The sequence below is a fragment of the Streptomyces sp. NPDC127197 genome (assembly GCF_042672405.1).
Classification (GTDB): Bacteria; Actinomycetota; Actinomycetes; order Streptomycetales; family Streptomycetaceae; genus Streptomyces; species Streptomyces flavusporus.
Map to the genome: position 1 here is coordinate 21986 of NZ_JBHXVG010000013.1, position 21928 is coordinate 43913.

The following is a 21928-nucleotide window of genomic DNA, read 5'->3' on the forward strand; positions in this document are numbered from 1 at the left end:
CCGGACGGGCTGAGAAAACTCAGCCCGTCCGGCGTTTGCGGACTTCGGGGAGGTCAGGCGCCGATCAGGCGGCCGGCCAGGTAACCCTCGATCTGGTCCAGCGACACACGCTCCTGCTTCATCGTGTCGCGCTCACGCACCGTCACCGCGTTGTCCTCCAGGGTGTCGAAGTCGACCGTCACGCAGTACGGCGTGCCGATCTCGTCCTGGCGGCGGTAGCGGCGGCCGATCGCGCCGGCGTCGTCGAACTCGATGTTCCAGTTCTGGCGCAGCGCCTGGGCGAGACCCTTGGCCTTCGGGGACAGCTCCGGGTTCCGGGACAGCGGGAGCACCGCGACCTTCACCGGGGCGAGCCGGTGGTCGAGGCGCAGCACCGTGCGCTTCTCCATCTTGCCCTTGGCGTTGGGGGCCTCGTCCTCGATGTAGGCGTCGAGAAGGAAGGCCAGCATCGCGCGGCCGACACCGGCCGCAGGCTCGATGACGAACGGCGTCCAGCGCTCGCCGGCCTCCTGGTCGAAGTAGGAGAGGTCCTGGCCGGAGGCCTTGGAGTGGGCACCGAGGTCGTAGTCGGTGCGGTTGGCGACACCCTCGAGCTCGCCCCACTCGTTGCCGCCGAACTGGAAGCGGTACTCGATGTCGGCGGTGCGCTTGGAGTAGTGGGAGAGCTTCTCCTTGGGGTGCTCGTACCAGCGCATGTTCTCCTCACGGAGACCCAGGCCGGTGTACCAGTTCCAGCGCTGCTCCATCCAGTACTCGTGCCACTTCTCGTCCTCGCCGGGCTTGACGAAGAACTCCATCTCCATCTGCTCGAACTCGCGGGTGCGGAAGATGAAGTTGCCCGGCGTGATCTCGTTGCGGAACGACTTGCCCATCTGGGCGATGCCGAACGGCGGCTTGCGGCGCGAGGTGGTCTGCACCTGGGCGAAGTTGGTGAAGATGCCCTGCGCGGTCTCGGGGCGCAGGTACGCGATGGAGCCGCTGTCCTGGGTCGGGCCGAGGTGGGTGGACAGCAGACCCGAGAACTGCTTGGGCTCGGTGAACTGGCCCTTGTTGCCACAGTTGGGGCAGTTGATGTCGGCGAGGCCGTTCTCCGGGGCGTGCCCCTTCTTGGCCTCGTAGGCCTCCTCCAGGTGGTCCGCGCGGAACCGCTTGTGGCAGGAGGTGCACTCGGTCAGCGGATCGGTGAAGGTGGCGACGTGACCGGAGGCGACCCAGACCTCGGGGGCGAGGATCACGGACGAGTCGATACCGACGACGTCCTCACGCGACGTCACCATGTAGCGCCACCACTGACGCTTGAGGTTCTCCTTGAGCTCGACACCCAGCGGCCCGTAGTCCCAGGCGGCGCGCTGACCGCCGTAGATCTCACTGCACGGGAAAACGAAGCCACGGCGCTTGCTCAGGCTGACGATGGTGTCGATCTTGTCGGCGGCCACGGTGCTCTCTTCATTACGACGACGGGCGACGAAGCGAGATGCTTCAGAGCGAATGCTTCAGGTTACCGGCGGGGACTCCCCCTCAATCAAATCGGTCCGGCCTCCGGGCGTACATCACCCCTTACCAGGGGCTTACCCGAGCCTCACCAGGCGCTTGTTGACAATCGTTTCCATATTCGGTGAAAATGACTGTCATGAACGTACGACGACCTCACATATCCGGGATCGCGATCGCGGCGGCCACCGCGCTCGGCCTCGGAGCCCTCTCCGCATGCTCCGACGACAGCTCCGCGGCGGGCAACTCGGACAAGTTCGACGTCGTCGCCTCGTTTTATCCGATGCAGTTCCTCGCCGAGCAGATCGGCGGGGACCATGTGAACGTCACCACCCTCACCGAGCCCGGCCAGGAGCCCCACGACCTGGAGCTCAGCACCAGGCAGACCGCCGAGCTCGGCGAGACGGACGCGGTGCTCTACCTCAAGACCCTGCAGCCGGCCGTCGACGAGGCCGTCGGCCAGTCCGGCGTCAAGACCAAGATCGACGCGGCCACGCTGACCGAGCTCGAGGACCACGGCGACGTCGAGCACAGCCATGAGGGTGAGGAAGGCCACGCCGAGGAGGAGCACTCCGAGGAGGAGGAGCACGCCCTCGACCCGCACGTCTGGCTGGACCCGGTGAAATACGCCGAGATCGCCGAGGGAGTCGGCACGGCCTTCGAGAAGGCCGACCCGGACAACGCCGCGGACTACCGGAAGAACACCGAGGACCTGGTCAAGAAGCTGAACGCCCTCAACACCGAGTTCGCGGACGGCCTGAAGAACAGCAAGACAAAGGTGTTCTTCACCAACCATGCGGCCTTCGGCTACCTCGCCGAGCGCTACGGCCTGACCCAGGAGGCCATCTCCGGCCTCGACCCGGAGAGCGAGCCCAGCCCGGCCCGGATCAAGGAGCTCCAGGAGGAGGCCAAGGCCGACGGCGTGACCACCGTCTTCTACGAGACACTGGTCAGCGACAAGACCGCGAAGACCCTCGCCCAGGACGCGGGCCTCAAGACGGACGTCCTCGACCCGCTCGAGGGCATCACCGACAAGTCCAAGGGCGACGACTACTTCCAGGTCATGGAAGCCAACCTCCAGGCGCTGCAGAAGGCCCTGGGAACCACATGATCGTTACGGAGGACGCCATGGGCGCCACGGGAGAGCCCGTCATATCGATGCGCGGCATACGCGCCGCCCTCGGCTCGCGCCCCGTCCTACGCGGCATCGACCTCACCGTGCGCCACGGTGAGGTCGTCGCGCTGCTCGGCGCGAACGGCTCCGGCAAGTCGACGGCGGTACGCAGCCTCATCGGGCAGGTGCCGGTGAGCGCCGGGCAGATCGAGCTGTTCGGGACCCCGCAGCGCCGGTTCCGCGACTGGGCACGGGTGGGCTACGTCCCGCAGCGCACCACGGCCGCGGGCGGCGTGCCCGCCACGGTGACGGAGGTGGTGTCCTCCGGGCGGCTGTCCCGGGCCCGCTTCGGTGTGCTGCGCAAGGCGGACCACGCGGCCGTACACCGCGCCCTGGAGCTGGTCGGCATGGCGGACCGGGCGAAGGACTCCGTGGGCGCCCTCTCCGGCGGCCAGCACCAGCGTGTCCTGATCGCCCGCGCCCTCGCCTCCGAACCCGAGCTGCTGATCATGGACGAGCCGATGGCCGGCGTCGACCTGGACAGCCAGGAGGTGCTCGCCCGGACGCTGCGGGAGCAGGTCGCGGGCGGTACGACGGTCCTGGTGGTCATGCATGAACTCGGCCCCCTCGAGCCCCTGATCCAACGGGCGGTCGTCCTGCGCGACGGCTGCGTCCTGCACGACGGACCGCCCCCGAAGGCGGTCGGCCAGCACGCGCTGCCCGGCCACGACCATGTCCACCCGCACGCGGCGCACGACGCCGAACCGATGCGCACGGGACTGCTGAGCTGATGGAATTCCTGAACTACGCCTTCATGCAGCGGGCCCTGCTCGCCGCCGTCCTCGTCGGCATCACCGCCCCCGCGATCGGCATCTACCTCGTACAGCGCCGCCAGGCCCTGATGGGCGACGGCATCGGCCACGTCGCGATGACCGGCGTCGGCCTCGGCTTCCTGCTCTCCTGGTCGCCGGTGTGGATGGCGACCCTGGTGTCCATCCTCGGCGCCGTCCTGATGGAGCTGATCCGCTGGTACGGCAAGACCCGCGGCGACATCGCCCTCGCGATGCTCTTCTACGGCGGTATGGCCGGCGGCGTGATGTTCATCAACCTCGCGCCGACCGGCTCCAACGCCAACCTCACGTCATACCTCTTCGGGTCCCTGTCGACGGTGAGCGAGTCGGACGTCACGGCGATCTGCATCCTCGCCGCGTTCGTCGTGCTGGTCACCCTGGGGCTGCGCCGGCAGCTCTTCGCGGTCAGCCAGGACGAGGAGTTCGCGCGGGTGACGGGCCTGCCGGTCCGTGCGCTGAACCTGCTCACGGCCATCACCGCGGCGGTGACGGTCACCGTGGCGATGCGGGTGGTCGGCCTGCTGCTCGTCTCGGCGCTGATGGTGGTCCCGGTGGCCGCCGCCCAGCAGCTCAGCCGCAGCTTCGCGGCCACGTTCGCGATCGCGGTCGCCATCGGGGTCGGGGTGACCATCGGCGGCACGATCACCTCGTACTACCAGGACGTTCCGCCCGGCGCGACCATCGTGCTGCTGACGATCGGCGCGTTCATCGTGCTGACCGCCCTGGCCACTCCGCTCGCCCGGCGCCGCGCGCGGGCGCTGGCCGCCGCGCACCCCTCCGGGGACCCGGCGGAGTGTGCAATTCCGGCCAGCAGGGGTGCGCAGGACGAGATCGGCGTCTGACCGCGCACAGTCCGGGCTGGCACAATGGCCCGGCAGACGCAACGCAAGGAGGCAACCGGTGACGACCGCTGGACCGCCCGTGAAGGGCCGCGCCACTCGGCAGCGCGCCGCCGTGGCGGCAGCCTTGGAAGAGGTCGAGGAGTTCCGCAGCGCGCAGGAACTGCACGACATGCTCAAGCACAAGGGCGACGCCGTCGGCCTGACCACGGTCTACCGCACCCTGCAGTCCCTCGCCGAGGCCGGCGAGGTCGACGTCCTGCGCACCTCCGACGGCGAGTCCGTCTACCGCCGCTGCTCCACCGGCGACCACCACCACCACCTCGTCTGCCGCACCTGCGGCAGGGCCGTCGAGGTCGAGGGCCCGGCGGTCGAGACATGGGCAGAGGCCATCGCCGCGGAACACGGCTACGTCAATGTGGCGCACACGGTGGAGATTTTCGGTACGTGCGCGGAGTGCGCGGCGGCGCAGGACTGAGCCCGGTCAGACGCGGGTCAGGTGGCGGTCAAGGATCGCCCGCAACCGGTCGGCGCCGGCGGGGTCCTGAATGCCCCGCTTGGGGAGGACCGTAACGCCGACGGCCTTGTTGTCGCCGCTGAGCAGGACGAACACGTCCGGGGTCTCCGCGAAGCGCGGCATCGCGGCCCAACTGATCGTCATCGTGGTGGTGTCGGTGACCACGCTCACCCCGGTGTCCGACACCACCGCACGGAATGTGCCCTGCCGTTCGGCGAGCCGGTGCACCTGACGGGCCTGGAGCCAGGGCATGGCCGCCACCAGCACCGCTGCGAAGAGCGACCAGAGGATGAGCGCGAGCGACCCGTCGCCTCCGGCGATCACAAGCGCCAACTGCAACGCGGCGAGAACGGCCATGGCGCCGGGCAGCCACCGCTGCATCCGCCCCGACCGGCTGGCGCGCAGCCGCGCCCGCAGTGCCTGCGTCAAATCCTGCACGGTCGGCTTGTACTCCAGCTCGACCACGCCGTCCTGTACGGCGTCCCGCCCCATGTCCATGACCACGAGGCGGATCGTACCGGCACCGCTCAGCCCTGCTGACGCCCCTCCATGGCCAGCAGCTCCTCGTTCGGAATCGCCCCACCGAAGCGGCGGTCGCGGGAGGCGTACTCCACGCAGGCCCGCCACAGATCACGCCGATCGAAGTCCGGCCACAGCACATCCTGGAAGACCATCTCGGCGTAGGCGCTCTGCCAGAGCAGGTAGTTGGACGTGCGCTGCTCGCCACTGGGGCGCAGGAACAGGTCGACGTCCGGCATGTCGGGGTAGTAGAGGTACCTCGCGAAGGTCTTCTCGGTGACCTTGGACGGGTCGAGCCGCCCGGCCCGTACGTCCTCCGCCAGTGCCTGCGCCGCATCCGCGATCTCGGCCCGCCCGCCGTAGTTCATGCAGAAGTACAGGGTCAGCCGGTCATTGTCCTTGGTCTGCTCCTGGGCGATCTGGAGCTCCTTGGCGACCGACTTCCACAGCTTGGGCATCCGGCCCACCCAACGCACCCGCACGCCGAGCTCGTCCAGCTGATCCCTGGTCTTGCGGATGAAGTCCCGGTTGAAGTTCATCAGGAAGCGCACCTCGTCCGGCGACCGCTTCCAGTTCTCGGTGGAGAAGGCATACAGCGAGATCGCCCCGACGCCCATCTCGATCGCGCCCTGCAGCACGTCCAGCACGCGCTCGGCGCCCACCTTGTGGCCCTCGGTGCGCGGCAGCCCGCGCTCCTTCGCCCAACGCCCGTTCCCGTCCATGACGATCGCCACATGGCCGGGGATCAGCTCACCGGGGAGCTTCGGCGCGCGGGCACCGGACGGGTGCGGCTCCGGCGTCTTGTACTCGCGGCGCTGGCGGCCCAGAAACCCGCGTACGGCCATGTGCTTCTCGTCTCCCTCAGGTCTACTTTTCCACGTACCGCAGGGACCGCAGCCCCCGCTCCAGATGCCAGTGCAGGTACGCGGACACCAGCCCGCTCCCCTCCCGCACATACCGCGGCTCGCAGGCGTCCGCGGTCTCCCAGTCTCCCGTAAGCAGTGCGCCGAGCAGTTCCAGGGTCTGCGGCGAGGGTACGACGCTGCCGGGCACCCGGCAGTCGACGCAGACGGATCCGCCGGACGCCACCGAGAAGAACCGGTTCGGCCCCGGCAGACCGCAGCGCGCGCAGTCGCTGAAGCTCGGCGCGTAGCCGTTCACGGCGAGAGAACGCAGCAGGAAGGCGTCGAGGACGAGGTGCGGTGCGTGCTCCCCGCGGGCGAGCGTGCGCAGGGCACCGACGAGCAGCAGGTACTGCTGGACGGCCGGCTCGCCCTCGTGATCGGTGAACCGCTCGGCGGTCTCCAGCATTGCCGTCCCGGCGGTGTACCGGGCGTAGTCGGTGACGATGCCGCCGCCGTACGGAGCGATGGTCTCGCTCTGCGTGCACAGCGGCAGCCCGCGCCCGATCAGCTCGCTGCCCCGCGCGAAGAACTGCACGTCCACGTGCGAGAAGGGCTCGAGCCGCGCCCCGAACTTGGACTTGGTCCGCCGCACCCCGCGCGCTACGGCGCGTACTCGCCCATGACTGCGGGTGAGCAGCGTGATGATCCGGTCCGCCTCACCCAGCTTCTGGGTGCGCAGCACGATGCCGTCGTCGCGGAACAGGCTCATGCGCCCATTCTCTCCTACGCGGGTGGCCCCTCCTTCGTCTCCTTCAAGGAACCTCACCCCGGCTGCGGGCGTTCGCGTACGCGGTGGCCGCGCTGAGCCGCTCGGCCGCGGTGGCGTGGCGCAGGGCACCGGGATCGGCGTCCCACTCCCGCCCGCCGCCGTACGGTCTCACCTGCACGTACGGTCCCTCATGCCCCATGACGACGCCCAGACGCCCGGTCCGGGTGTCCACGACATACGAACCGACCGGGGGCTTCACCGGATCACCGCCGCGAGCCGACGCGCGGTCTCCGTCGAACACCGGCCCAGTTCCACCAGCGGACAGGGCGCCTCTCGGGCAAGGCTCGCCGGATCGAGTCGCAGTGACGGCAGGGTAATTCCGGCCTTTTCGAGTGCCGTCCGCAATTCGTTCAAGGTGTCCTCCGCCTCTTCGACGCACAGCGCCGAGTGTCGTGCTTCCACCTGGTTCCCCTTCGCCATCGAGTTTCACGCTTTGCGACTCCAGAATGACCTGCTCGCCCTACACTCGGCAGAAGCCTGTGCACTACAAAGCCTGGGCAGGGCAACGGGGTTGGCCATGGCCAACGGTTCACGTCAGGCGGCGTGGGAGTTCTTCGGGGCAGAGTTGAAGCGGCGGAGGGAGGACGCCGGGATCACTCAGGTGGAGTTAGGAGCCCGGGTATTTGTCTCCGGCGGATACATCGGGCAGTTCGAACAGGCGATTCGGAAGCCTCAGCTTGATGTGGCGCAGCGGATTGATGAGGTCCTGCAAACCGACGGTATTTTCGAGCGCCTTTGGCGAAAGCTCATCAAGGAACAGCGATACGCGGAGTACTTCGCGCACGCGGCGGAGCCGGAGGCGCTTGCCACGAAGATCTGCGAGTTCGCACCCATGCTGGTGCCGGGCCTGTTGCAGACGGCTGCATACGCGAGGGCGGTCACCCTTGCGGCCGACCCGTTCGTCACCGACGAGTACGTCGAGGAAATGGTGGCCGCGCGGCTGGAGAGGTCCCGCATCCTCAAGGACGCTACAAGGCCGGAGTATTGGGCGATCCTGCGTGAGAACGTGCTGCGCGTCCCGGTCGGTGGGCACGCTGCGATGAGCGAGCAGTTGGCGCACGTAGCGACACTGGCGCGGGAGCGCAAGGTACTGGTCATGGTGCTGCCCTACGCGGCAGGGGCGTGCGCCTCCATGGCAGGCATGTTGCAGCTCATGGAGTTCGACGACGCACCGCCAACTGCCTATAGGGGGGGCCGCTTTGTCGCCGGAGGTGTCCCTCGCCCTGATCGAGTCGGCGGCTGAGGATCACAGACGATGCGCGAGTACGACCTGAGCAACACCTACTGGCGCAAGAGCACCTACAGCAACGGTGAAGGCGGCAACTGCGTCGAGGCCGCCGACGGAGTCCCCGGCGTTGTCCCCGTCCGGGACAGCAAGGTGCCGCACGGTCCGGTGGTCGTGATCGGGTCGGCCGCGTGGACGGCGTTCATCGGCACCGTCGGGGCCGCCCGCTTCTTTGCCAGTGTCGTGCTTCCACGAGCCGAGTAAAGGGCGCTTCGCGTCGGCTGCGCCGATCGGCCTGCGGCCGACCCTTGACTCGCCTCGCTCCGGCACGGGTGAGAAGCGAGCGAGCGGCCCGGAAAGGCGGGTGTCCCAGGTCGGCCGACCATGCGGGTGGGCTGGGGGGGTTGGCCGGGGTTGGGGGCGCGTCAGCGCCTCGCATGCACACCGGGCGGGCTCAGCGGCTGACGCATGGTGGGTGGCTTGGGCGCGTCGGCGGGGTGGGGGCACGCCGGGTCGGCTCAGCGACGTGCGGCCCGATGGGCGGGTGGTGACGGCCGCATCAGCCGGATGGGGGCACGCCGGGTGGGTATGGCGACTTGCGAGCGGCGGACGGTGACGGCCGCATCCGGGGTCGTTGTCCGGTAAGCCGCCCTCGGTCTCCGATGCCAGGCGCTGGCGCTGGAGCAGCAATTGGCCGATTTGGCTCACCCAGCGGGAGAGAAAGCCCAGGTGGGGACTGCCTGCCCGTGAGTCAAATCGGCCAATTACCTCCTGGTGCCTCCTGGGGTGCGACCCATGGGACTGGTGTGACATCCGTGACTTGCCAGGGCGGTCACCGGCGAGTCCGCGCCCCCGCCCCGCCCCCGGTCCCTTCCTCCGCCTCCCGCGGCCGTATCCGCAGACATGGTGTACAGCGGTCGCCCACCGGTAAGGGAATCAGCAGACGTTACACATCCGCCGAAAGTGTCACACTCTCAGCCGGTACACCACGCCCGTGTACGTGGTCCCTCCCGTCCGGGGGAAAGCCGCCAAGCCGACCCGGCCTGCCCCGACCACCTGGCGCGCCTCTGCCACCCACCACCGAAAGCCGCTGAGCAGAACCGGCGTGCTCCCACCCCGCCGACGCGACCGCCAACCACACGCCCACCGCAGCCACCCACTCACCACTCGCCGCTGAGCCCACCCGGCGTGCATGCGAGCGACCGCGCCCACCGCAGCCCCCACCCGCCGCAAGCCGCTGAGCCGGCCCGGCGTCCCGCCACCCCGCTGCCGCGCCCGCCAACCCCGGCCAGCCCCGCAGCCGACGGAGGTGACCGCCTGCCTCGGCCACCCGCCTTTCCGGGCCGCTCGCTCGCTTCTCACCCGTGCTGGAGAGAGGCGAGTCAAGGGTGGCCCGCAGGGCCATCGGCGCAGCCGACGCGAAGCGCCCTTTACTCGCCTCGCGGAAGCACGACACTGGCCAAGAAGCGAGCGGCCCCGACAGTCACCTCGCCAGACACGCCCCCGAGCCGACCCCTGGGCGGTCACCTCCGCAGCCCGTGCGCTTCCGTCGGCTGCTGCGCTCACGGCGCCTCCCGCGGGGGAAGTCCGGTGAGAGTTCCGGCGCTGACCGCAATGGTGTGCACGAGGACCCAGCGGTCCACGAAAACCCTCACCCGGCAGCGAACCCCCGCACATACCGCCGCTGCCACCACGTCTCCACCGCCCGCCGGTCATAGTGCGCGCGGACGTACGCCACCGCCTCCTCGGCCGGTACGCCGTCCAGGACGGCCAGGCAGGCAAGCGCCGTGCCGGTGCGTCCGCGTCCGCCGCCGCAGGCGAGCTCGACCCGCTCGCGGGCGGCACGTTCCCAGGCTTCGGTGAGGGCCGCAAGGGCGTCGGCGCGGTCGGCGGGGAGGCGGAAGTCGGGCCAGCGGAGCCAGCGGGAGTCCCAGGGGACCTCGGGAGGCTGCCTGCCGAGCAGGTAGAGGCCGTACGACGGGCTGGGCGCATCCGCTTCCAGGGGCCGGCGCAGACCGCGGCCCCGCACCAGCCGCCCCGACGGCAGCCGGAGCACGCCCGCCGCCTTCTCGTCCCACAGTTCCTGCGTCTCCATCGGATCATTCGACCCCGTCCGCCGAACCGGGGCAACCGAATCCGCCCGACCGGTGGGACAGGAGACGGCGCCGGCGCGGCCCGTCAGGTGCGGGCCGCCCGCGCCCCTATGCCACGGAAGTGAATCGCCATCGCTCGCTGCGCGCCCTCCACGTCCCGGGCGCGCAGGGCGGTGATGATGGCGCGATGACGGTGAACGGTGAGCTCGGGGGACGGGGCGTCCGCTCCGCCGCGGGCGCCGTCGACCCGGTGGAACACCGTCCAGAACGCCCCGAGCAGTTGCGGCACGAGCGCGTTGCCGAGTGGCGCGTACAGCAACTCGTGGAATTGGCGGTCGAGTTCGGCGAAGGGCCGGCCCGCGCGTCCCGCCGCCGCCATGCGGTCCAGCACCGCGTCGAGACGGTCCAGCTCCACGTCGGTGAGCGTCTGCGCGACCCGGCGCAGCAGCCCCTCCTCGAGCACCTCCCGCACCTGGAGGAGCTCGGCGAGGGCGGCCGTGCCGTCGTCGTGGCGGGCGAGCGTGCGGAAGGTGAGGGCGTCGATCAGCGGGGTCAGCGAGGCCTGGCCGACGTAGGTGCCGTGGCCGTGTCTGATCTCGATGATGTCGAGCGCCTGGAGCGCCTTGAGGGCCTCGCGGACGGAGTTGCGGCTGACGCGGAGCGCGTCCATCAGCTCCGCCTCGGTGGGCAGTGGCGCGCCGGGGCGGAGCCTGCGGTCGAGGATCAGCTGTACGACCGCGCGCTGTATGCGGCTGTTCCTGGGCTCCCCGGGCATGCGCGGCATCGTACGCGCGGGAGACGTCCCACGTCCCACCTCCGGTGGCGAGCTGCGTCAACTCCCGCCGTTTCGTGCCGCCATTGGTGCGACCTCTGGCAGATACGCCATTCGTGTGTGATCTCTTGACCGCCCCAACGGCCGCTCCTATGGTCGCGCTGACTGCAGGACGTAGGACGTCGTATCTCCTGATCGTCCGATTCATCCGACCGCCTCCCCCACCTTTCCGGAGGACCCGTGCGCGACGTGACCAACGACGTTCCGGCGCTGCACCGCCGCTCGTTCCTGAAGTACACCGGCGCCCTCGGTGCCGCCGCCGCGGTCTCCGCGTCGCTGTCCGCGTGTTCGGCCGGCCCGGAGTCCACCAACGACACCGGCGACGGGGGCGAGGGCGCGAACCGGACGCTCACGGCAGTCATCGGCTACGGGAACGACGGCAGCTGGGATCCGACGCAGACCGCGTCCGCGTTCTGCATGGCCGGCAACAACCACATCTACGAGGGGCTGCTCGACACCGACCCGATCTCGCGTGAGCCGTATCCGGCCCTGGCGACCCAGGTGCCCACGGACCTCACCGGCACGTCCTGGAAGTTCACCCTGCGGGCGGGCGCGAAGTTCCACGACGGCAAGCCGGTCACCGCCGACGACGTGGTCTTCGTCTTCGACCGGATCCTCGACCCGGACACCCAGACCCTGGCCAAGGGGTTCTTCGAGCCCTGGCTGAAGGACGTGCGGAAGATCGACGCGCAGAACGTCGAGCTGGTCCTGAAGTTCCCCTTCCCGGAGGGCGCGTCCCGGCTCACCCTCGCGAAGATCATGCCCAAGCACGTCTTCTCCCGGCCCGGCGCCTGGGACGAGGCGATCAAGGGGCTGGCGGTGGGTTCGGGGCCGTACCGGCAGACCGCGCACCACCCGAAGTCCAACACCACCTTCGAGGCGTATCCCGACTACAACGGCCCGCGCCCGCCCGCCTTCAGGAAGATGAACTGGCTGACGATCGTCGACGCCGCTCCGCGCGTCGCGAAGATCTCCGGCTCGAGCGCGGGCGCGCAGATCGCGGACAACATCCCGTACGCCAACATCGGCCAGCTGGAGAGCAGCGGGCTGACGGTGGCCGGCGGGGCCGGGATGAACAACCTGTTCCTGATGTTCAACACGCGGCGCAAGCCGTTCGACGACGTACGGGTGCGGCAGGCGCTGCACTACGCCATCGACACCGAGAAGATGGTGGAGGTGGCCCTCAAGGGGCACGGGAAGCCGTCGTCGTCGTTCCTCAACGAGAGCAACCCGACGTACCGGCGCGCGAAGACCGTCTACGACCACGACCCCGACAAGGCGAGGGCCCTGCTCAAAGAGGCCGGGGTCAGTGGGCTGAAGGTCGACATCCTCGCGGTGAACGTCAGCTGGATCGTCGACTGTCTGCCGACCATCAAGTCGTCCTGGGACGCGATCGGCGTGCGGACCACGCTGTCGCCGCAGGAGACCACGGCCGTCTTCACCAAGATGGACCAGAAGCAGGACTACCAGGTCGTCGCCGCCGCCTCGAACCCCAACCAGTTCGGCCTCGACGCCGACCTGATCATGCACTACAACTACGGGCCCGAGAACCTGTGGATGGGTTACGCCCGCTGGGCCGACGACCCGGTCGCCAAGCAGCTGTTCAGGGACATGGACCAGGCGACCCGGGAGGCGGACCCGGACCGCAAGAAGGCGATGATCCAGGACTACATCGATGTCGTCGCCGAACAGGCCGTGCTCTACCCGGTCGTCCACAACGAACTCATGACGGCCTGGAACCCGAGCCAACTCGCCGGCATAAGGGCCCAGCCGTACCCCGGAATCAACGTCCTCCAAGCCAAGTGGGCTTAATCATCCGGGAGTTGGTCCGTGGTCGCCATCGTCAGGATTCTGGTCCGCCGTATCGCCCTGCTCGTGCCGCTGATGCTCGGCATCGTGCTGTTCGTGTTCCTGGTGATGCGGTTCTCGGACGTCGACCCGGCGTCCGCGTTCTTCCAGGGCGCCAACCCGACGCCCGAGCAGCTGCACGACTTCCGCGAGGAGCACGGCCTGCTCGACCCGCTCCCCGTGCGCTACGTCGCCTTCGTCGGCGACCTGCTGCACGGTGACATGGGCACCAGCGCACTGACCCGCGGCGAGGTGATCGACCAGGTCATGACCGCGCTGCCGCTCACCATGCAGCTGACCTTCCTCGGCCTCGGCATCGCGGTGGTGCTGTCGCTGATCGGCGGGGTCACCGCGGCGATCTACCGGGACCGGCTGCCCGACCAGATCATCCGGGTGGTGTCCCTGGCCGGTGTGGCCGCGCCCGGCTTCTGGCTGGCGCTGCTGATGATCCAGTACCTGGCGGTCGACCTGGGCTGGTTCCCGACCGGTGGCTACATCAATCCGGCGGACTCCTTCACCGGCTGGCTGCAGACCATGACGCTGCCCGCCCTCGCCCTGTCGCTGCCCGTCGCCGCGCAGCTGACCCGGATCGTGCGGACGGCCGTCGTGGAGGAGCTGGACAAGGACTACGTCCGCACGGCGATCGGCAGCGGGCTGCCGCCGCGGGTGGTGGTCGGGCGCAACGTGCTCAGAAACGCGCTGATCAATCCGCTGACCGTGCTGGGGCTGCGGGTCGGCTATCTGCTCGGCGGCGCGGTCGTCATCGAGACGATCTTCTCGCTGCCCGGCATGGGCAAGCTGATGATCGACGCCGTGAAGAACGGCGACCCGGCCGTCGTGCAGGGCGTCGTCCTGACCACGGCGACCGGCTTCGTCGTCGTCAACCTCGTCATCGACATCCTCTACCTGCTGGTCAACCCGCGACTGAGGGAAGCGGCCTGATGTTCACGCGCAAGAGCCTCACCCAGGCGCTCTCCCGCCCCGGCGTCCGGCTGCGCGGCTGGCGCCGGCTGCCGCTGCTGTCGAAGGTCGCCGTCTGCTTCCTGGCGCTGGTGGTGCTGGTCGCGGTGTTCGCGCCGCTGCTCGCGCCGTACGACCCGCTGGAGCAGCTGCCGCCGGTCGACGGCACCGGGCATCCGTCCGCCGAGCACTGGATGGGCCAGGACAGCCTCGGCCGGGACATCCTCAGCCGGCTGATGTACGGCGCCCGCTGGTCCCTGGCGATCGGGCTCGGCGCCACCGCGCTGGCCCTGCTCGCGGGTGCGCTGATCGGCGCGGTGGCGGCCACCTCCCGCAAGGCGGTGGACGAGACGCTGATGCGCTGTCTGGACGTCGTGATGGCGTTCCCGGGGATCGCGCTCGCCGCCGTCCTGGTCGCCGTGTTCGGCGGCGGGATCACGGTGCTGATCTGCGCGATCGCGTTCCTGTTCACGCCGCCGGTCGCCAGGGTCGTACGGGCGAACGTGCTGGATCAGTACGGCGAGGACTATGTAACGGCCGAGCGGGTCATCGGCGCCCGCACCCCGCACATCGTCCTCAAGCACGTCGCCATCAACTGCGCGGCCCCGGTGCTGGTGTTCTGCACCGTGCAGGTCGCCGAGGCGATCGTCTTCGAGGCGTCGCTGTCCTTCATCGGGGCGGGCGTCCGGCCGCCGGACCCGTCGTGGGGCAGCGTCATCGCGGACGGCAAGAACATGGTGCTGACCGGCGGCTGGTGGGCGACCGTCTTCCCCGGGCTGCTGATGCTGGTCACCGTGCTGTCGCTGAACATCCTCTCGGAGGGCGTGTCGGACGCGTGGGCGGCTCCGGCGGCACGGGAGGTGGAGGTACGCAAGGAGACCGACCGAGTGGAGGCCCCCGAGCCCGGCAGCGGCAAGGTCATCCAGCTCCCCGGCCTGGCCGAGGCTGCCCGCCGGCTCCGCTCCCGCGCCCGCCCGCTCCCCGACGGGCAGCCGGTGCTCTCGGTCGAGAACCTCGCCATCGGCTTCGACCACCGGCACCACGGGGTGGACATCGTCGACGGCATCAGCTTCGAGGTGCACGCCGGTGAAGTGCTCGGGCTGGTCGGCGAGTCGGGCTGCGGCAAGTCACTGACCGCGCTGACCGTCATGGGCCTGCAGCCCAAAGGCTCGCGGGTGCGCGGCCAGGTCCGCTTCAACCAGCGCGACCTGCTCGCCGAGCCGATGCGGGTACGCCGCAGGCTCCTCGGCCACGAGATGGCGATGATCTACCAGGACGCCCTGTCGTCCCTGAACCCCGCGATGACCATCCGCGCCCAGCTCAAGCAGGTCGTACGGCGCGGCGGGCACCGCACCCCCGCCGACCTGCTCACCATGGTCGGCCTCGACCCCGACCGCACCCTGCGCAGCTACCCGCACGAACTCTCCGGCGGCCAGCGCCAGCGCGTCCTGATCGCCATGGCCCTGTCCCGCGACCCGAAGCTGATCGTCGCCGACGAGCCGACGACCGCGCTGGACGTGACCGTGCAGGCGCAGATCATGGAACTGCTGCTGAGGCTGCGCGAGGAGCTGGGCTTCGCGCTGATCCTGGTCTCGCACGACCTCGCCCTGGTCGCGGACATCACCGACCGGGTGGTGGTGATGTACGGCGGGCAGATCGTGGAGACGGGCGTGACCGCGGACCTGGTGGAGGCGCCGGCCCACCACTACACGCGCGGACTGCTCGGCAGCGTGCTGTCGCTGGAGTCGTCCCAGGAGCGGATGACGCAGATCAAGGGCGTCGTCCCCTCCCCCGCGGACTTCCCGGCGGGCTGCCGGTTCGCGGACCGCTGCCCGATGGCGAGCGAGACCTGCCGGACGACGGCCCCGGACCTGCTGGGCACACGCACCCACACGGCGGCCTGCCACCATCCGGCGGTCCTGCTGGTGACCGAGGGCGAGGCCGAGAGCGAGGTCGTCACGTGAGCGCACTGCTGGAACTCGCCGACGTGCATGTCGTGCACAAGGCCCGCACGGGGGGTGTCTTCAAGCGGGACAAGGTGTACGCCCTCACCGGCGCCGACCTGGCCATCGCGCCCGGCGAGACGGTCGGTGTGGTCGGCGAGTCCGGCTGCGGCAAGTCAACGCTGGCGAAGGTGCTGGTGGGCGTGCAGCGGCCGACGTCCGGGACGGTGTCCTTCCGCGGCCGTGACCTGTGGACCATGTCGGCCGACGAGCGCCGGGCGGCGATCGGCAGCCACACCGGCATGATCTTCCAGGACCCGTCGACCGCCCTGAACCGCCGGCTGACCGTCCGGCAGATCCTGCGCGACCCGCTGGACGTGCACAAGCGGGGCACGGCAGCCCAACGGGACGAGCGGGTACGGGAGCTGATGGCGCTGGTGGGACTGCCGCGGGCGCTCGCCGACGGGCTGCCCGGCCAGCTCTCCGGCGGGCAGCGGCAACGCGTCGCCATCGCCCGCGCCCTGGCCCTCGACCCCGACCTGGTGGTGGCGGACGAGCCGACCAGCGCCCTGGACGTGTCGGTGCGCGCGCAGATCCTCAACCTGCTGCTGGACCTCAAGGAGAGGCTGGGTCTGGCGCTGGTGTTCGTCTCGCACGACATCCAGACGGTACGGCGGATGAGCGACCGGGTGATCACCATGTACCTCGGCCGGATCGTGGAGGAGGCCCCGGCCGACCGGGTGACGGACCGGGCCAGGCACCCGTACACCCGCGCCCTCTTCTCCGCGACCCCCGGCCTCCTCGACCCCATCGACCCGATCCCGCTCGTCGGTCCGGTGCCGTCGGCGACCCGCCCGCCGAGCGGATGCCCGTTCCGTACCCGATGCTGGAAGGCGGACGAGGAGTGCGCCGAGTCGATGCCCGGGATTTCCGTCTCGTCCACCTTCGGGCATCGCTTCCGCTGCCACCATCCGGTGGCGGAGGACCAGCCGACCCGTGAACTCGTCGGCCAGGCGCAAGTTCTGAAGGAGCCCAGATGACCCTTCCCACCCCGCTCACCGGTGTCGTACCGCCCGTCTGCACGCCCCTGACACCGGACCGCGAGGTGGATGTGCCCTCGCTGCTCAGGCTGGTCGACCATCTGATGGCCGGCGGGGTGCACGGGCTGTTCGTGCTGGGTTCGACCTCGGAGGCGGCGTATCTGACGGACGGGCAGCGCGAGCGGGTCGTGCGGGCGGTGGCGGACCATGTGGGCGGGCAGCTGCCGGTCCTGGCGGGCGCGATCGACATGACCACGCCGCGCGTACTGGACCACGTGGGACGGGTCACGGCGGCGGGCGCGGACGCGGTCGTCGCGACCGCCCCCTTCTACACCCGCACCCACCCCGCGGAGATCGCCCGCCACTACCGGATGCTCGCCGCCGCCTCCCCGGTCCCCGTCCTCGCCTACGACATCCCGCCCGCCGTGCACACCAAGCTCGCCCCCGAGCTGGTGCTGGAGCTGGCCGCGGACGGCGTGCTGGCCGGGCTGAAGGACTCCAGCGGCGACCTCGGTGGCTTCCGCAGGGTCGTCACCGCCGCCCGCACGCACCCCGGCCTCACCGGGTTCACCGCGCTGACCGGCTCCGAGGTCGTCGTCGACGCCGCGCTCGCGCTGGGCGCCGACGGGGCGGTGCCCGGCCTCGCCAACGTCGACCCGCACGGCTACGTCCGTCTCTACCTGCTGTGCCGGGCCGGCGACTGGGAGCGCGCCCGCGCCGAACAGGAGCGCCTGTGCACCCTGTTCGGCCTGGCCGGTGTCGGGGACCCGGCGCGGATGGGCGGGAGCTCCTCGGCACTGGGCGCGTTCAAGGCGGCCCTGCATCTGCGGGGGGTCATCGCCTGCCCGGCGACGGCGGAACCGCAGGTGCCGCTGTCGCCGGACGAGGTGGAGCGGGTGGGGAAGTTCCTGGCGGCGGCCGGACTGCTCTAGGTGAGGTCGTCGAGCGGCAGGCGGCGGAACTCGATCGTCTCGTACGTCCCCGTCACACCCGTCTCGTAGAGGATGCCGAGCGTGTTCCGGTCGAGGCGTACGAGGTCGGAGTAGGCGGCCCGCTGCTGGGACAGGGTGAGCGCCTTGGTGAAGGTCGTGCCGCCATCCGTGCTGCGCCAGACCGCCATCGCCTGACGGGCGGTGGGCACGGACGGGCCGGAGAACAACAGCCCGGCGCCCGGGTGGTGCAGGACGCTGCCCTGCACGATCGGCACGTCGTCGAGGGTGGGCTGGACCGTGTACGGCCGTTCCAGGGAGGCCGCCCCGTCGGCGGAGTGGCTGTCCAGGCGGTTGCCGGCGCTGGTGCCGTGCTGGTCGCGGGCGGAGAAGTAGATCCTGCCGTCGGGGAGTTGGGCGGCCGTGCTCTCATTGGCGTTGTTGTGGCCGTCGTAGGAGTCGTCGACGAAGCCCAGTCGCCAGGTGCGGCCGCCGTTGTCGCTGTAGAGGGCGTGGGCGCCGTAGTACCGGGGTTCCTCGCCGGTGTCGGGGGAGCCGGCGGGCGGGGCGGCGGAGTGGTTGGCGGGGACCACCAGCCGGCCCTTGTGCGGGCCGCGGGTGAGGGCGATCGCATGGCCGGGGCCGGTGGCGTACCAGCGCCAGTCCGGGCGTTTCACCGCCGCCGTGATCTCCTGCGGGCGGGTGAAGTGACGTCCGTCGTCCACGCTGCGCTGCACGAACACCCGTCGGCTCTGATCGGGCGTCACCTCGCCGCGCATGATCTGAGCCTCCGTCACAGCACCGCTGTTGTAGGACGTGAGCAGCACGACCGCGCCGGTGCCGGGGTCGACGACCGGCGCCGGGTTGCCCCGCGTGTCGCCGTCCCCGGCGGCGACGACCGTCAGCGGGCCCCAGGTGCAGCCGCCGTCGGTGGAGCGGCGGACGACCACGTCGATGTCGCCGGAGTCACCGGCACCGCCGCGCCGGCCCTCCGCGAAGGCGAGGACGGTGCCGCGCGGGGTGCTGACGGCGGCGGGGATGCGGTACGTGTCGTAGCCGCCCTCCCCGGAGACGTACGGGACGGAGGACGTGCACCGGCCGGCGGCGGAGGCCGGCGTGGGCGCGGTGAGCGAGCTGAAGGCGACGGGGGTGAGGAGCGCTGCGGCGGTCAGGAAGGCGCGTCTCGGACGTGGCATCTCAGGAACCCCCCAGGACGGTGACCGGTTGTCGGTCACATCGTCCCAGGAGTCACCTGCCCCGACTCGTAGGCCACGATGACCAGTTGGGCCCTGCGCCTCACGTTCGCGCTCAGGACGGCGTCCGCGCCGCCGCCAGCAGACGGCTCACGTCGTCCGACGTGATGGTGAGGGCGGCGCCCACGGTGGTGAGGACCTCGCGTTCGGCGGGGGTGTAGGGGCCGTCGGCCAGGGCGATGCGGGCGCCCTGGAGGAGGATCGACTCGCGGCCGGCCTGGGCGAGGTGCGGGGCGAGCGGGTCGAGGGCCTCGTGCAGCTCTATGGCCAGCCCCGGTCCGCAGGGCGCCCCGAAGACCCGTCCGGTGTCCGCGGCCAGCGCCTCGACGAGGGCACCCAGCTGTTCCTCCGTGCAGTCCTCGAAACCGGCCGCACGCACCGTGCCGGCGGCCGTGGTGAGCGACGTACGGGTGCGGGTGCCGCCCGCGGCGAGCACCGCGAGGGCGACGGTGTGCACCGCGTCGCGGAGCATCGCCGAGAAACGGCTGGTGGTCGGATGGTCGAGGACGTCGGCACCGAAGTGGCGCCGGCAGGCCGCGCACTCCACGACCGGCCCGGTGTTGCCGCGCGGCAGCACGGGCAGGCCGAGCAGGATGAAGCGGCGGCGCCCGGTCAGCCGCTGGTAGTTGCGGTCGCCTCCGCAGCCGGGGCAGAAGAACTCGCCGTCGCCGACGGCCGTCCATGCGGTACGGGTGCCCAGCATGCGCGAACGCCTGGTGGCACGGCCGTTTCGTCCCCGTCCTGGCAGCACGTCGCACCTCCCGTAACCCCACGGCAACATCGCCGCGCTTGCGTGATGTTAGCCACATCGGTGAGGCGGAGTCAGCACCCAGGACGAGACCTTTCCGTGACCTGCACAGGTCAATGGCCGAAAACCGACGGACCCCGCCCACCGGTACGGCGGACGGGGCCTCTGAACGCCGGGCACGGCAACGCCCCTCAGGGGCGCGGGGAACTGCGCGACCAGCCACAACGGCGCCGCACCCGACCGACAACCCATCGCGGCACTGCCTGTCGCGGCACCCCCAGCGGAGCGAACCCTCAGCGAGCCGCCCGATTGACGGCCGAGACAACCGCCTTCAGCGAGGCACGCGTCGTGTTCGCATCGATGCCGATGCCCCACAGAACCTTGTCGCCAATGGCGCATTCGATGTACGAGGCGGCCTGCGCGGAGGCGCCCTCGCTCATCGTGTGCTCCTGGTAGTCCAGGAGACGGACGTCGACGCCGATGCCCTGCAGCGCGTGGAAGAACGCGGAGATCGGGCCGTTGCCGGTGCCGACCAGCGTCGTCTCGACGCCGTCGACCTCGGCCTCCACGGTCAGCGTGTCCACGCCGTCCCGGTCAGTCGTGGACTGGCCGTTCTTGACCTGGATACGACCCCAGGGGTTCTCCGCGTTCGGCAGGTACTCGTCCTGGAAGGTCGCCCAGATGTCCTTCGGCGTGACCTCGCCGCCCTCGGCGTCCGTCTTCGCCTGGATGATCTTCGAGAACTCGATCTGCATCCGGCGCGGCAGGTCCAGCTTGTGGTCGTTCTTCAGGACGTACGCGATACCGCCCTTGCCGGACTGCGAGTTGACGCGAATGACCGCCTCGTACGACCGCCCGACGTCCTTGGGGTCGATGGGCAGGTACGGCACCGCCCACTCGATGTCGTCGACCGTGACGCCCTTGGCCTTCGCGTCGGCCTCCATGGCGTCGAAGCCCTTCTTGATGGCGTCCTGGTGGGAGCCGGAGAAGGACGTGTAGACCAGGTCGCCCACGTACGGGTGGCGCGGGTGGACCTCCATCTGGTTGCAGTACTCCCACGTACGACGGATCTCGTCGATGTCGGAGAAGTCGATCTGCGGGTCGACGCCCTGCGAGAACAGGTTCATGCCCAGGGTGACCAGGTCGACGTTGCCGGTGCGCTCGCCCTGCCCGAACAGGCAGCCCTCGACGCGGTCGGCGCCGGCCATCAGCGCCAGCTCGGCCGCCGCGACGGCGGTACCGCGGTCGTTGTGCGGGTGGACCGACAGGCAGACGTACTCGCGGCGGGAGAGGTTGCGGCCCATCCACTCGAAGCGGTCCGCGTGCGTGGAGGGCGTGGAGCGCTCGACGGTGGCGGGCAGGTTGAGGATGATCTCGCGGCCCGGGCCGGGCTGCCAGACGTCCATGACCGCCTCACAGACCTCCAGGGCGAAGTCCAGCTCGGTGTCGGTGAAGATCTCCGGCGAGTACTGGTAGCCGAACTCGGTCTCCGGGCCCAGCAGCTTCTCGGCGTACTCCATGACCAGCCGGGTACCGTCGACGGCGATCTGCTTGATGTCGTCCTTGGAGCCGCGGAAGACGACCCGGCGGAACACCGGGGCGGTGGCGTTGTACAGGTGGACGGTGGCGCGGCGTGCGCCCTTCAGGGACTCCACCGTGCGCTCGATCAGGTCCTCGCGGGCCTGGGTGAGTACGGAGATCGTGACGTCCTCGGGGATGGCGCCGGGATCCTCGATGATCGACCGTACGAAATCGAAGTCGGTCTGGCCCGAGGCCGGGAAGCCGACCTCGATCTCCTTGTAGCCCATCTTGACCAGCAGGTCGAACATCGCGCGCTTGCGCACCGGCGACATGGGGTCGATCAGGGCCTGGTTGCCGTCGCGCAGGTCGGTGGAGAGCCAGCGGGGGGCGGCGGTGATCCGGCTCTCGGGCCAGGTGCGGTCGGGGATGTCGACCTGCTCGTAGCGGCCGTACTTGTGGATCGGCATGGAACTGGGCTGCTGGCGGTTCGCCATGATGCGTGGGCTCCTCAAGGTGTCCGGAAGGACGGCC

Annotated in this window: 21 protein-coding genes and 1 pseudogene; 11 read left to right on the forward strand and 11 right to left on the reverse strand. The window is 70.2% G+C overall.

The annotated features are described in order from the left end of the window. Positions 1–53: 53 nt before the first annotated feature. A complete protein-coding gene (locus tag ACFVJQ_RS21300) occupies positions 54–1436 on the reverse strand; it encodes a glycine--tRNA ligase (protein WP_224736662.1) in 1383 nt (460 codons plus the stop codon). Positions 1437–1630: 194 nt separating this feature from the next. Here ACFVJQ_RS21300 and ACFVJQ_RS21305 point away from each other — a divergent pair, with 194 nt between their 5' ends. The 4 genes from ACFVJQ_RS21305 to ACFVJQ_RS21320 are packed head-to-tail and all read left to right on the forward strand — an operon-like array spanning position 1631 to position 4773. Further along, positions 1631–2602, forward strand: a complete 972-nt coding sequence (locus ACFVJQ_RS21305) for a zinc ABC transporter substrate-binding protein (protein WP_385513743.1) — start codon at positions 1631–1633, stop codon at positions 2600–2602. Positions 2603–2619: 17 nt separating this feature from the next. Continuing rightward, the gene (locus ACFVJQ_RS21310) at positions 2620–3396 is read left to right on the forward strand and encodes a metal ABC transporter ATP-binding protein (RefSeq protein ID WP_385785857.1); all 777 of its coding nucleotides are present in this window, start codon (positions 2620–2622) and stop codon (positions 3394–3396) included. Further along, on the forward strand, positions 3396–4298 hold the full coding sequence (locus ACFVJQ_RS21315) for a metal ABC transporter permease (protein WP_385513745.1): 903 nt from the start codon (positions 3396–3398) through the stop codon (positions 4296–4298). Before ACFVJQ_RS21310 ends, ACFVJQ_RS21315 begins: the two co-directional genes overlap by 1 nt. A 58-nt stretch (positions 4299–4356) precedes the next feature. Then, the gene (locus ACFVJQ_RS21320) at positions 4357–4773 is read left to right on the forward strand and encodes a Fur family transcriptional regulator (RefSeq protein ID WP_385513746.1); all 417 of its coding nucleotides are present in this window, start codon (positions 4357–4359) and stop codon (positions 4771–4773) included. Positions 4774–4779: 6 nt separating this feature from the next. Here ACFVJQ_RS21320 and ACFVJQ_RS21325 read toward each other — a convergent pair whose 3' ends face one another. The 5 genes from ACFVJQ_RS21325 to ACFVJQ_RS21345 are packed head-to-tail and all read right to left on the reverse strand — an operon-like array spanning position 4780 to position 7425. Next, positions 4780–5310, reverse strand: coding sequence for a YcxB family protein (locus ACFVJQ_RS21325; protein WP_385513826.1), 531 nt, complete (start codon positions 5308–5310; stop codon positions 4780–4782). Positions 5311–5339: 29 nt separating this feature from the next. Next, positions 5340–6176: an isoprenyl transferase gene (locus ACFVJQ_RS21330; RefSeq protein WP_385513747.1), complete on the reverse strand. Its 837-nt coding sequence runs from the start codon at positions 6174–6176 to the stop codon at positions 5340–5342. A gap of 22 nt (positions 6177–6198) precedes the next feature. Then, positions 6199–6945, reverse strand: coding sequence for a DNA repair protein RecO (recO, locus tag ACFVJQ_RS21335; protein WP_385513748.1), 747 nt, complete (start codon positions 6943–6945; stop codon positions 6199–6201). A 43-nt stretch (positions 6946–6988) separates the two neighbouring features. Then, complete coding sequence (locus ACFVJQ_RS21340) at positions 6989–7204, reverse strand: hypothetical protein (RefSeq protein ID WP_385513749.1); 216 nt, start codon at positions 7202–7204, stop codon at positions 6989–6991. Then, positions 7201–7425: a hypothetical protein gene (locus tag ACFVJQ_RS21345; RefSeq protein ID WP_385513750.1), complete on the reverse strand. Its 225-nt coding sequence runs from the start codon at positions 7423–7425 to the stop codon at positions 7201–7203. The genes ACFVJQ_RS21340 and ACFVJQ_RS21345 overlap by 4 nt, the downstream gene beginning before the upstream one ends. A 97-nt stretch (positions 7426–7522) precedes the next feature. Between ACFVJQ_RS21345 and ACFVJQ_RS21350 the strand changes: the two are divergent. Together ACFVJQ_RS21350 and ACFVJQ_RS21355 are read left to right on the forward strand one after the other, a co-directional pair. Further along, positions 7523–8279: pseudogene (locus ACFVJQ_RS21350) on the forward strand (helix-turn-helix domain-containing protein). Next, positions 8261–8494 carry a DUF397 domain-containing protein gene (locus ACFVJQ_RS21355; protein ID WP_385785862.1) on the forward strand — a complete coding sequence of 78 codons (234 nt, stop codon included), beginning with the start codon at positions 8261–8263 and terminating at the stop codon, positions 8492–8494. Before ACFVJQ_RS21350 ends, ACFVJQ_RS21355 begins: the two are co-directional and overlap by 19 nt. Before the next feature lie 1387 nt (positions 8495–9881). Here the strand turns inward: ACFVJQ_RS21355 and ACFVJQ_RS21360 are convergent. After that, the gene (locus tag ACFVJQ_RS21360; protein ID WP_385513751.1) at positions 9882–10325 is read right to left on the reverse strand and encodes a protein phosphatase; all 444 of its coding nucleotides are present in this window, start codon (positions 10323–10325) and stop codon (positions 9882–9884) included. An 83-nt stretch (positions 10326–10408) separates the two neighbouring features. Then, a complete protein-coding gene (locus tag ACFVJQ_RS21365) occupies positions 10409–11107 on the reverse strand; it encodes a FadR/GntR family transcriptional regulator (protein ID WP_385785866.1) in 699 nt (232 codons plus the stop codon). Positions 11108–11335: 228 nt separating this feature from the next. Here ACFVJQ_RS21365 and ACFVJQ_RS21370 point away from each other — a divergent pair, with 228 nt between their 5' ends. The 5 genes from ACFVJQ_RS21370 to ACFVJQ_RS21390 are packed head-to-tail and all read left to right on the forward strand — an operon-like array spanning position 11336 to position 17878. Further along, a complete protein-coding gene (locus ACFVJQ_RS21370; RefSeq protein ID WP_385513753.1) occupies positions 11336–12967 on the forward strand; it encodes an ABC transporter substrate-binding protein in 1632 nt (543 codons plus the stop codon). An 18-nt stretch (positions 12968–12985) separates the two neighbouring features. Next, positions 12986–13945, forward strand: a complete 960-nt coding sequence (locus tag ACFVJQ_RS21375; RefSeq protein WP_385513754.1) for an ABC transporter permease — start codon at positions 12986–12988, stop codon at positions 13943–13945. After that, entirely contained in the window at positions 13945–15927 is a 1983-nt protein-coding gene (locus tag ACFVJQ_RS21380; protein ID WP_385513755.1) for a dipeptide/oligopeptide/nickel ABC transporter permease/ATP-binding protein, read from the forward strand. The genes ACFVJQ_RS21375 and ACFVJQ_RS21380 overlap by 1 nt, the downstream gene beginning before the upstream one ends. Then, positions 15924–16946 (forward strand): oligopeptide/dipeptide ABC transporter ATP-binding protein, encoded by a 1023-nt coding sequence (locus ACFVJQ_RS21385; RefSeq protein ID WP_385785871.1) that lies wholly within the window; start codon positions 15924–15926, stop codon positions 16944–16946. Before ACFVJQ_RS21380 ends, ACFVJQ_RS21385 begins: the two co-directional genes overlap by 4 nt. Continuing rightward, positions 16943–17878, forward strand: coding sequence for a dihydrodipicolinate synthase family protein (locus ACFVJQ_RS21390; protein ID WP_385785874.1), 936 nt, complete (start codon positions 16943–16945; stop codon positions 17876–17878). The genes ACFVJQ_RS21385 and ACFVJQ_RS21390 overlap by 4 nt, the downstream gene beginning before the upstream one ends. Here ACFVJQ_RS21390 and ACFVJQ_RS21395 read toward each other — a convergent pair. The 3 genes from ACFVJQ_RS21395 to leuA form a co-directional block, all read right to left on the reverse strand. Further along, complete coding sequence (locus tag ACFVJQ_RS21395) at positions 17875–19071, reverse strand: exo-alpha-sialidase (RefSeq protein WP_385785877.1); 1197 nt, start codon at positions 19069–19071, stop codon at positions 17875–17877. The two genes, ACFVJQ_RS21390 and ACFVJQ_RS21395, sit on opposite strands and share 4 nt — an antisense overlap. Before the next feature lie 112 nt (positions 19072–19183). After that, positions 19184–19879: a TerB family tellurite resistance protein gene (locus ACFVJQ_RS21400; protein ID WP_385513759.1), complete on the reverse strand. Its 696-nt coding sequence runs from the start codon at positions 19877–19879 to the stop codon at positions 19184–19186. Positions 19880–20169: 290 nt separating this feature from the next. Continuing rightward, a complete protein-coding gene (gene leuA, locus ACFVJQ_RS21405) occupies positions 20170–21891 on the reverse strand; it encodes a 2-isopropylmalate synthase (protein ID WP_385513760.1) in 1722 nt (573 codons plus the stop codon). Positions 21892–21928: the final 37 nt, after the last annotated feature.

Excerpts from the sequence above, each read along its gene's own strand:
- ACFVJQ_RS21390 (WP_385785874.1), top strand. The coding sequence starts at position 16,943 with ATGACCCTTCCCACCCCGCTCACCGGTGTCGTACCGCCCGTCTGCACG.
- ACFVJQ_RS21380 (WP_385513755.1), top strand. The coding sequence starts at position 13,945 with ATGTTCACGCGCAAGAGCCTCACCCAGGCGCTCTCCCGCCCCGGCGTC.
- ACFVJQ_RS21360 (WP_385513751.1), bottom strand. The coding sequence starts at position 10,325 with ATGGAGACGCAGGAACTGTGGGACGAGAAGGCGGCGGGCGTGCTCCGG.
- ACFVJQ_RS21365 (WP_385785866.1), bottom strand. The coding sequence starts at position 11,107 with ATGCCGCGCATGCCCGGGGAGCCCAGGAACAGCCGCATACAGCGCGCG.
- ACFVJQ_RS21305 (WP_385513743.1), top strand. The coding sequence starts at position 1,631 with ATGAACGTACGACGACCTCACATATCCGGGATCGCGATCGCGGCGGCC.
- ACFVJQ_RS21345 (WP_385513750.1), bottom strand. The coding sequence starts at position 7,425 with ATGGCGAAGGGGAACCAGGTGGAAGCACGACACTCGGCGCTGTGCGTC.
- ACFVJQ_RS21315 (WP_385513745.1), top strand. The coding sequence starts at position 3,396 with ATGGAATTCCTGAACTACGCCTTCATGCAGCGGGCCCTGCTCGCCGCC.
- ACFVJQ_RS21310 (WP_385785857.1), top strand. The coding sequence starts at position 2,620 with ATGGGCGCCACGGGAGAGCCCGTCATATCGATGCGCGGCATACGCGCC.
- leuA (WP_385513760.1), bottom strand. The coding sequence starts at position 21,891 with ATGGCGAACCGCCAGCAGCCCAGTTCCATGCCGATCCACAAGTACGGC.
- recO (WP_385513748.1), bottom strand. The coding sequence starts at position 6,945 with ATGAGCCTGTTCCGCGACGACGGCATCGTGCTGCGCACCCAGAAGCTG.
- ACFVJQ_RS21330 (WP_385513747.1), bottom strand. The coding sequence starts at position 6,176 with ATGGCCGTACGCGGGTTTCTGGGCCGCCAGCGCCGCGAGTACAAGACG.
- ACFVJQ_RS21325 (WP_385513826.1), bottom strand. The coding sequence starts at position 5,310 with ATGGACATGGGGCGGGACGCCGTACAGGACGGCGTGGTCGAGCTGGAG.
- ACFVJQ_RS21395 (WP_385785877.1), bottom strand. The coding sequence starts at position 19,071 with ATGCCACGTCCGAGACGCGCCTTCCTGACCGCCGCAGCGCTCCTCACC.
- ACFVJQ_RS21355 (WP_385785862.1), top strand. The coding sequence starts at position 8,261 with ATGCGCGAGTACGACCTGAGCAACACCTACTGGCGCAAGAGCACCTAC.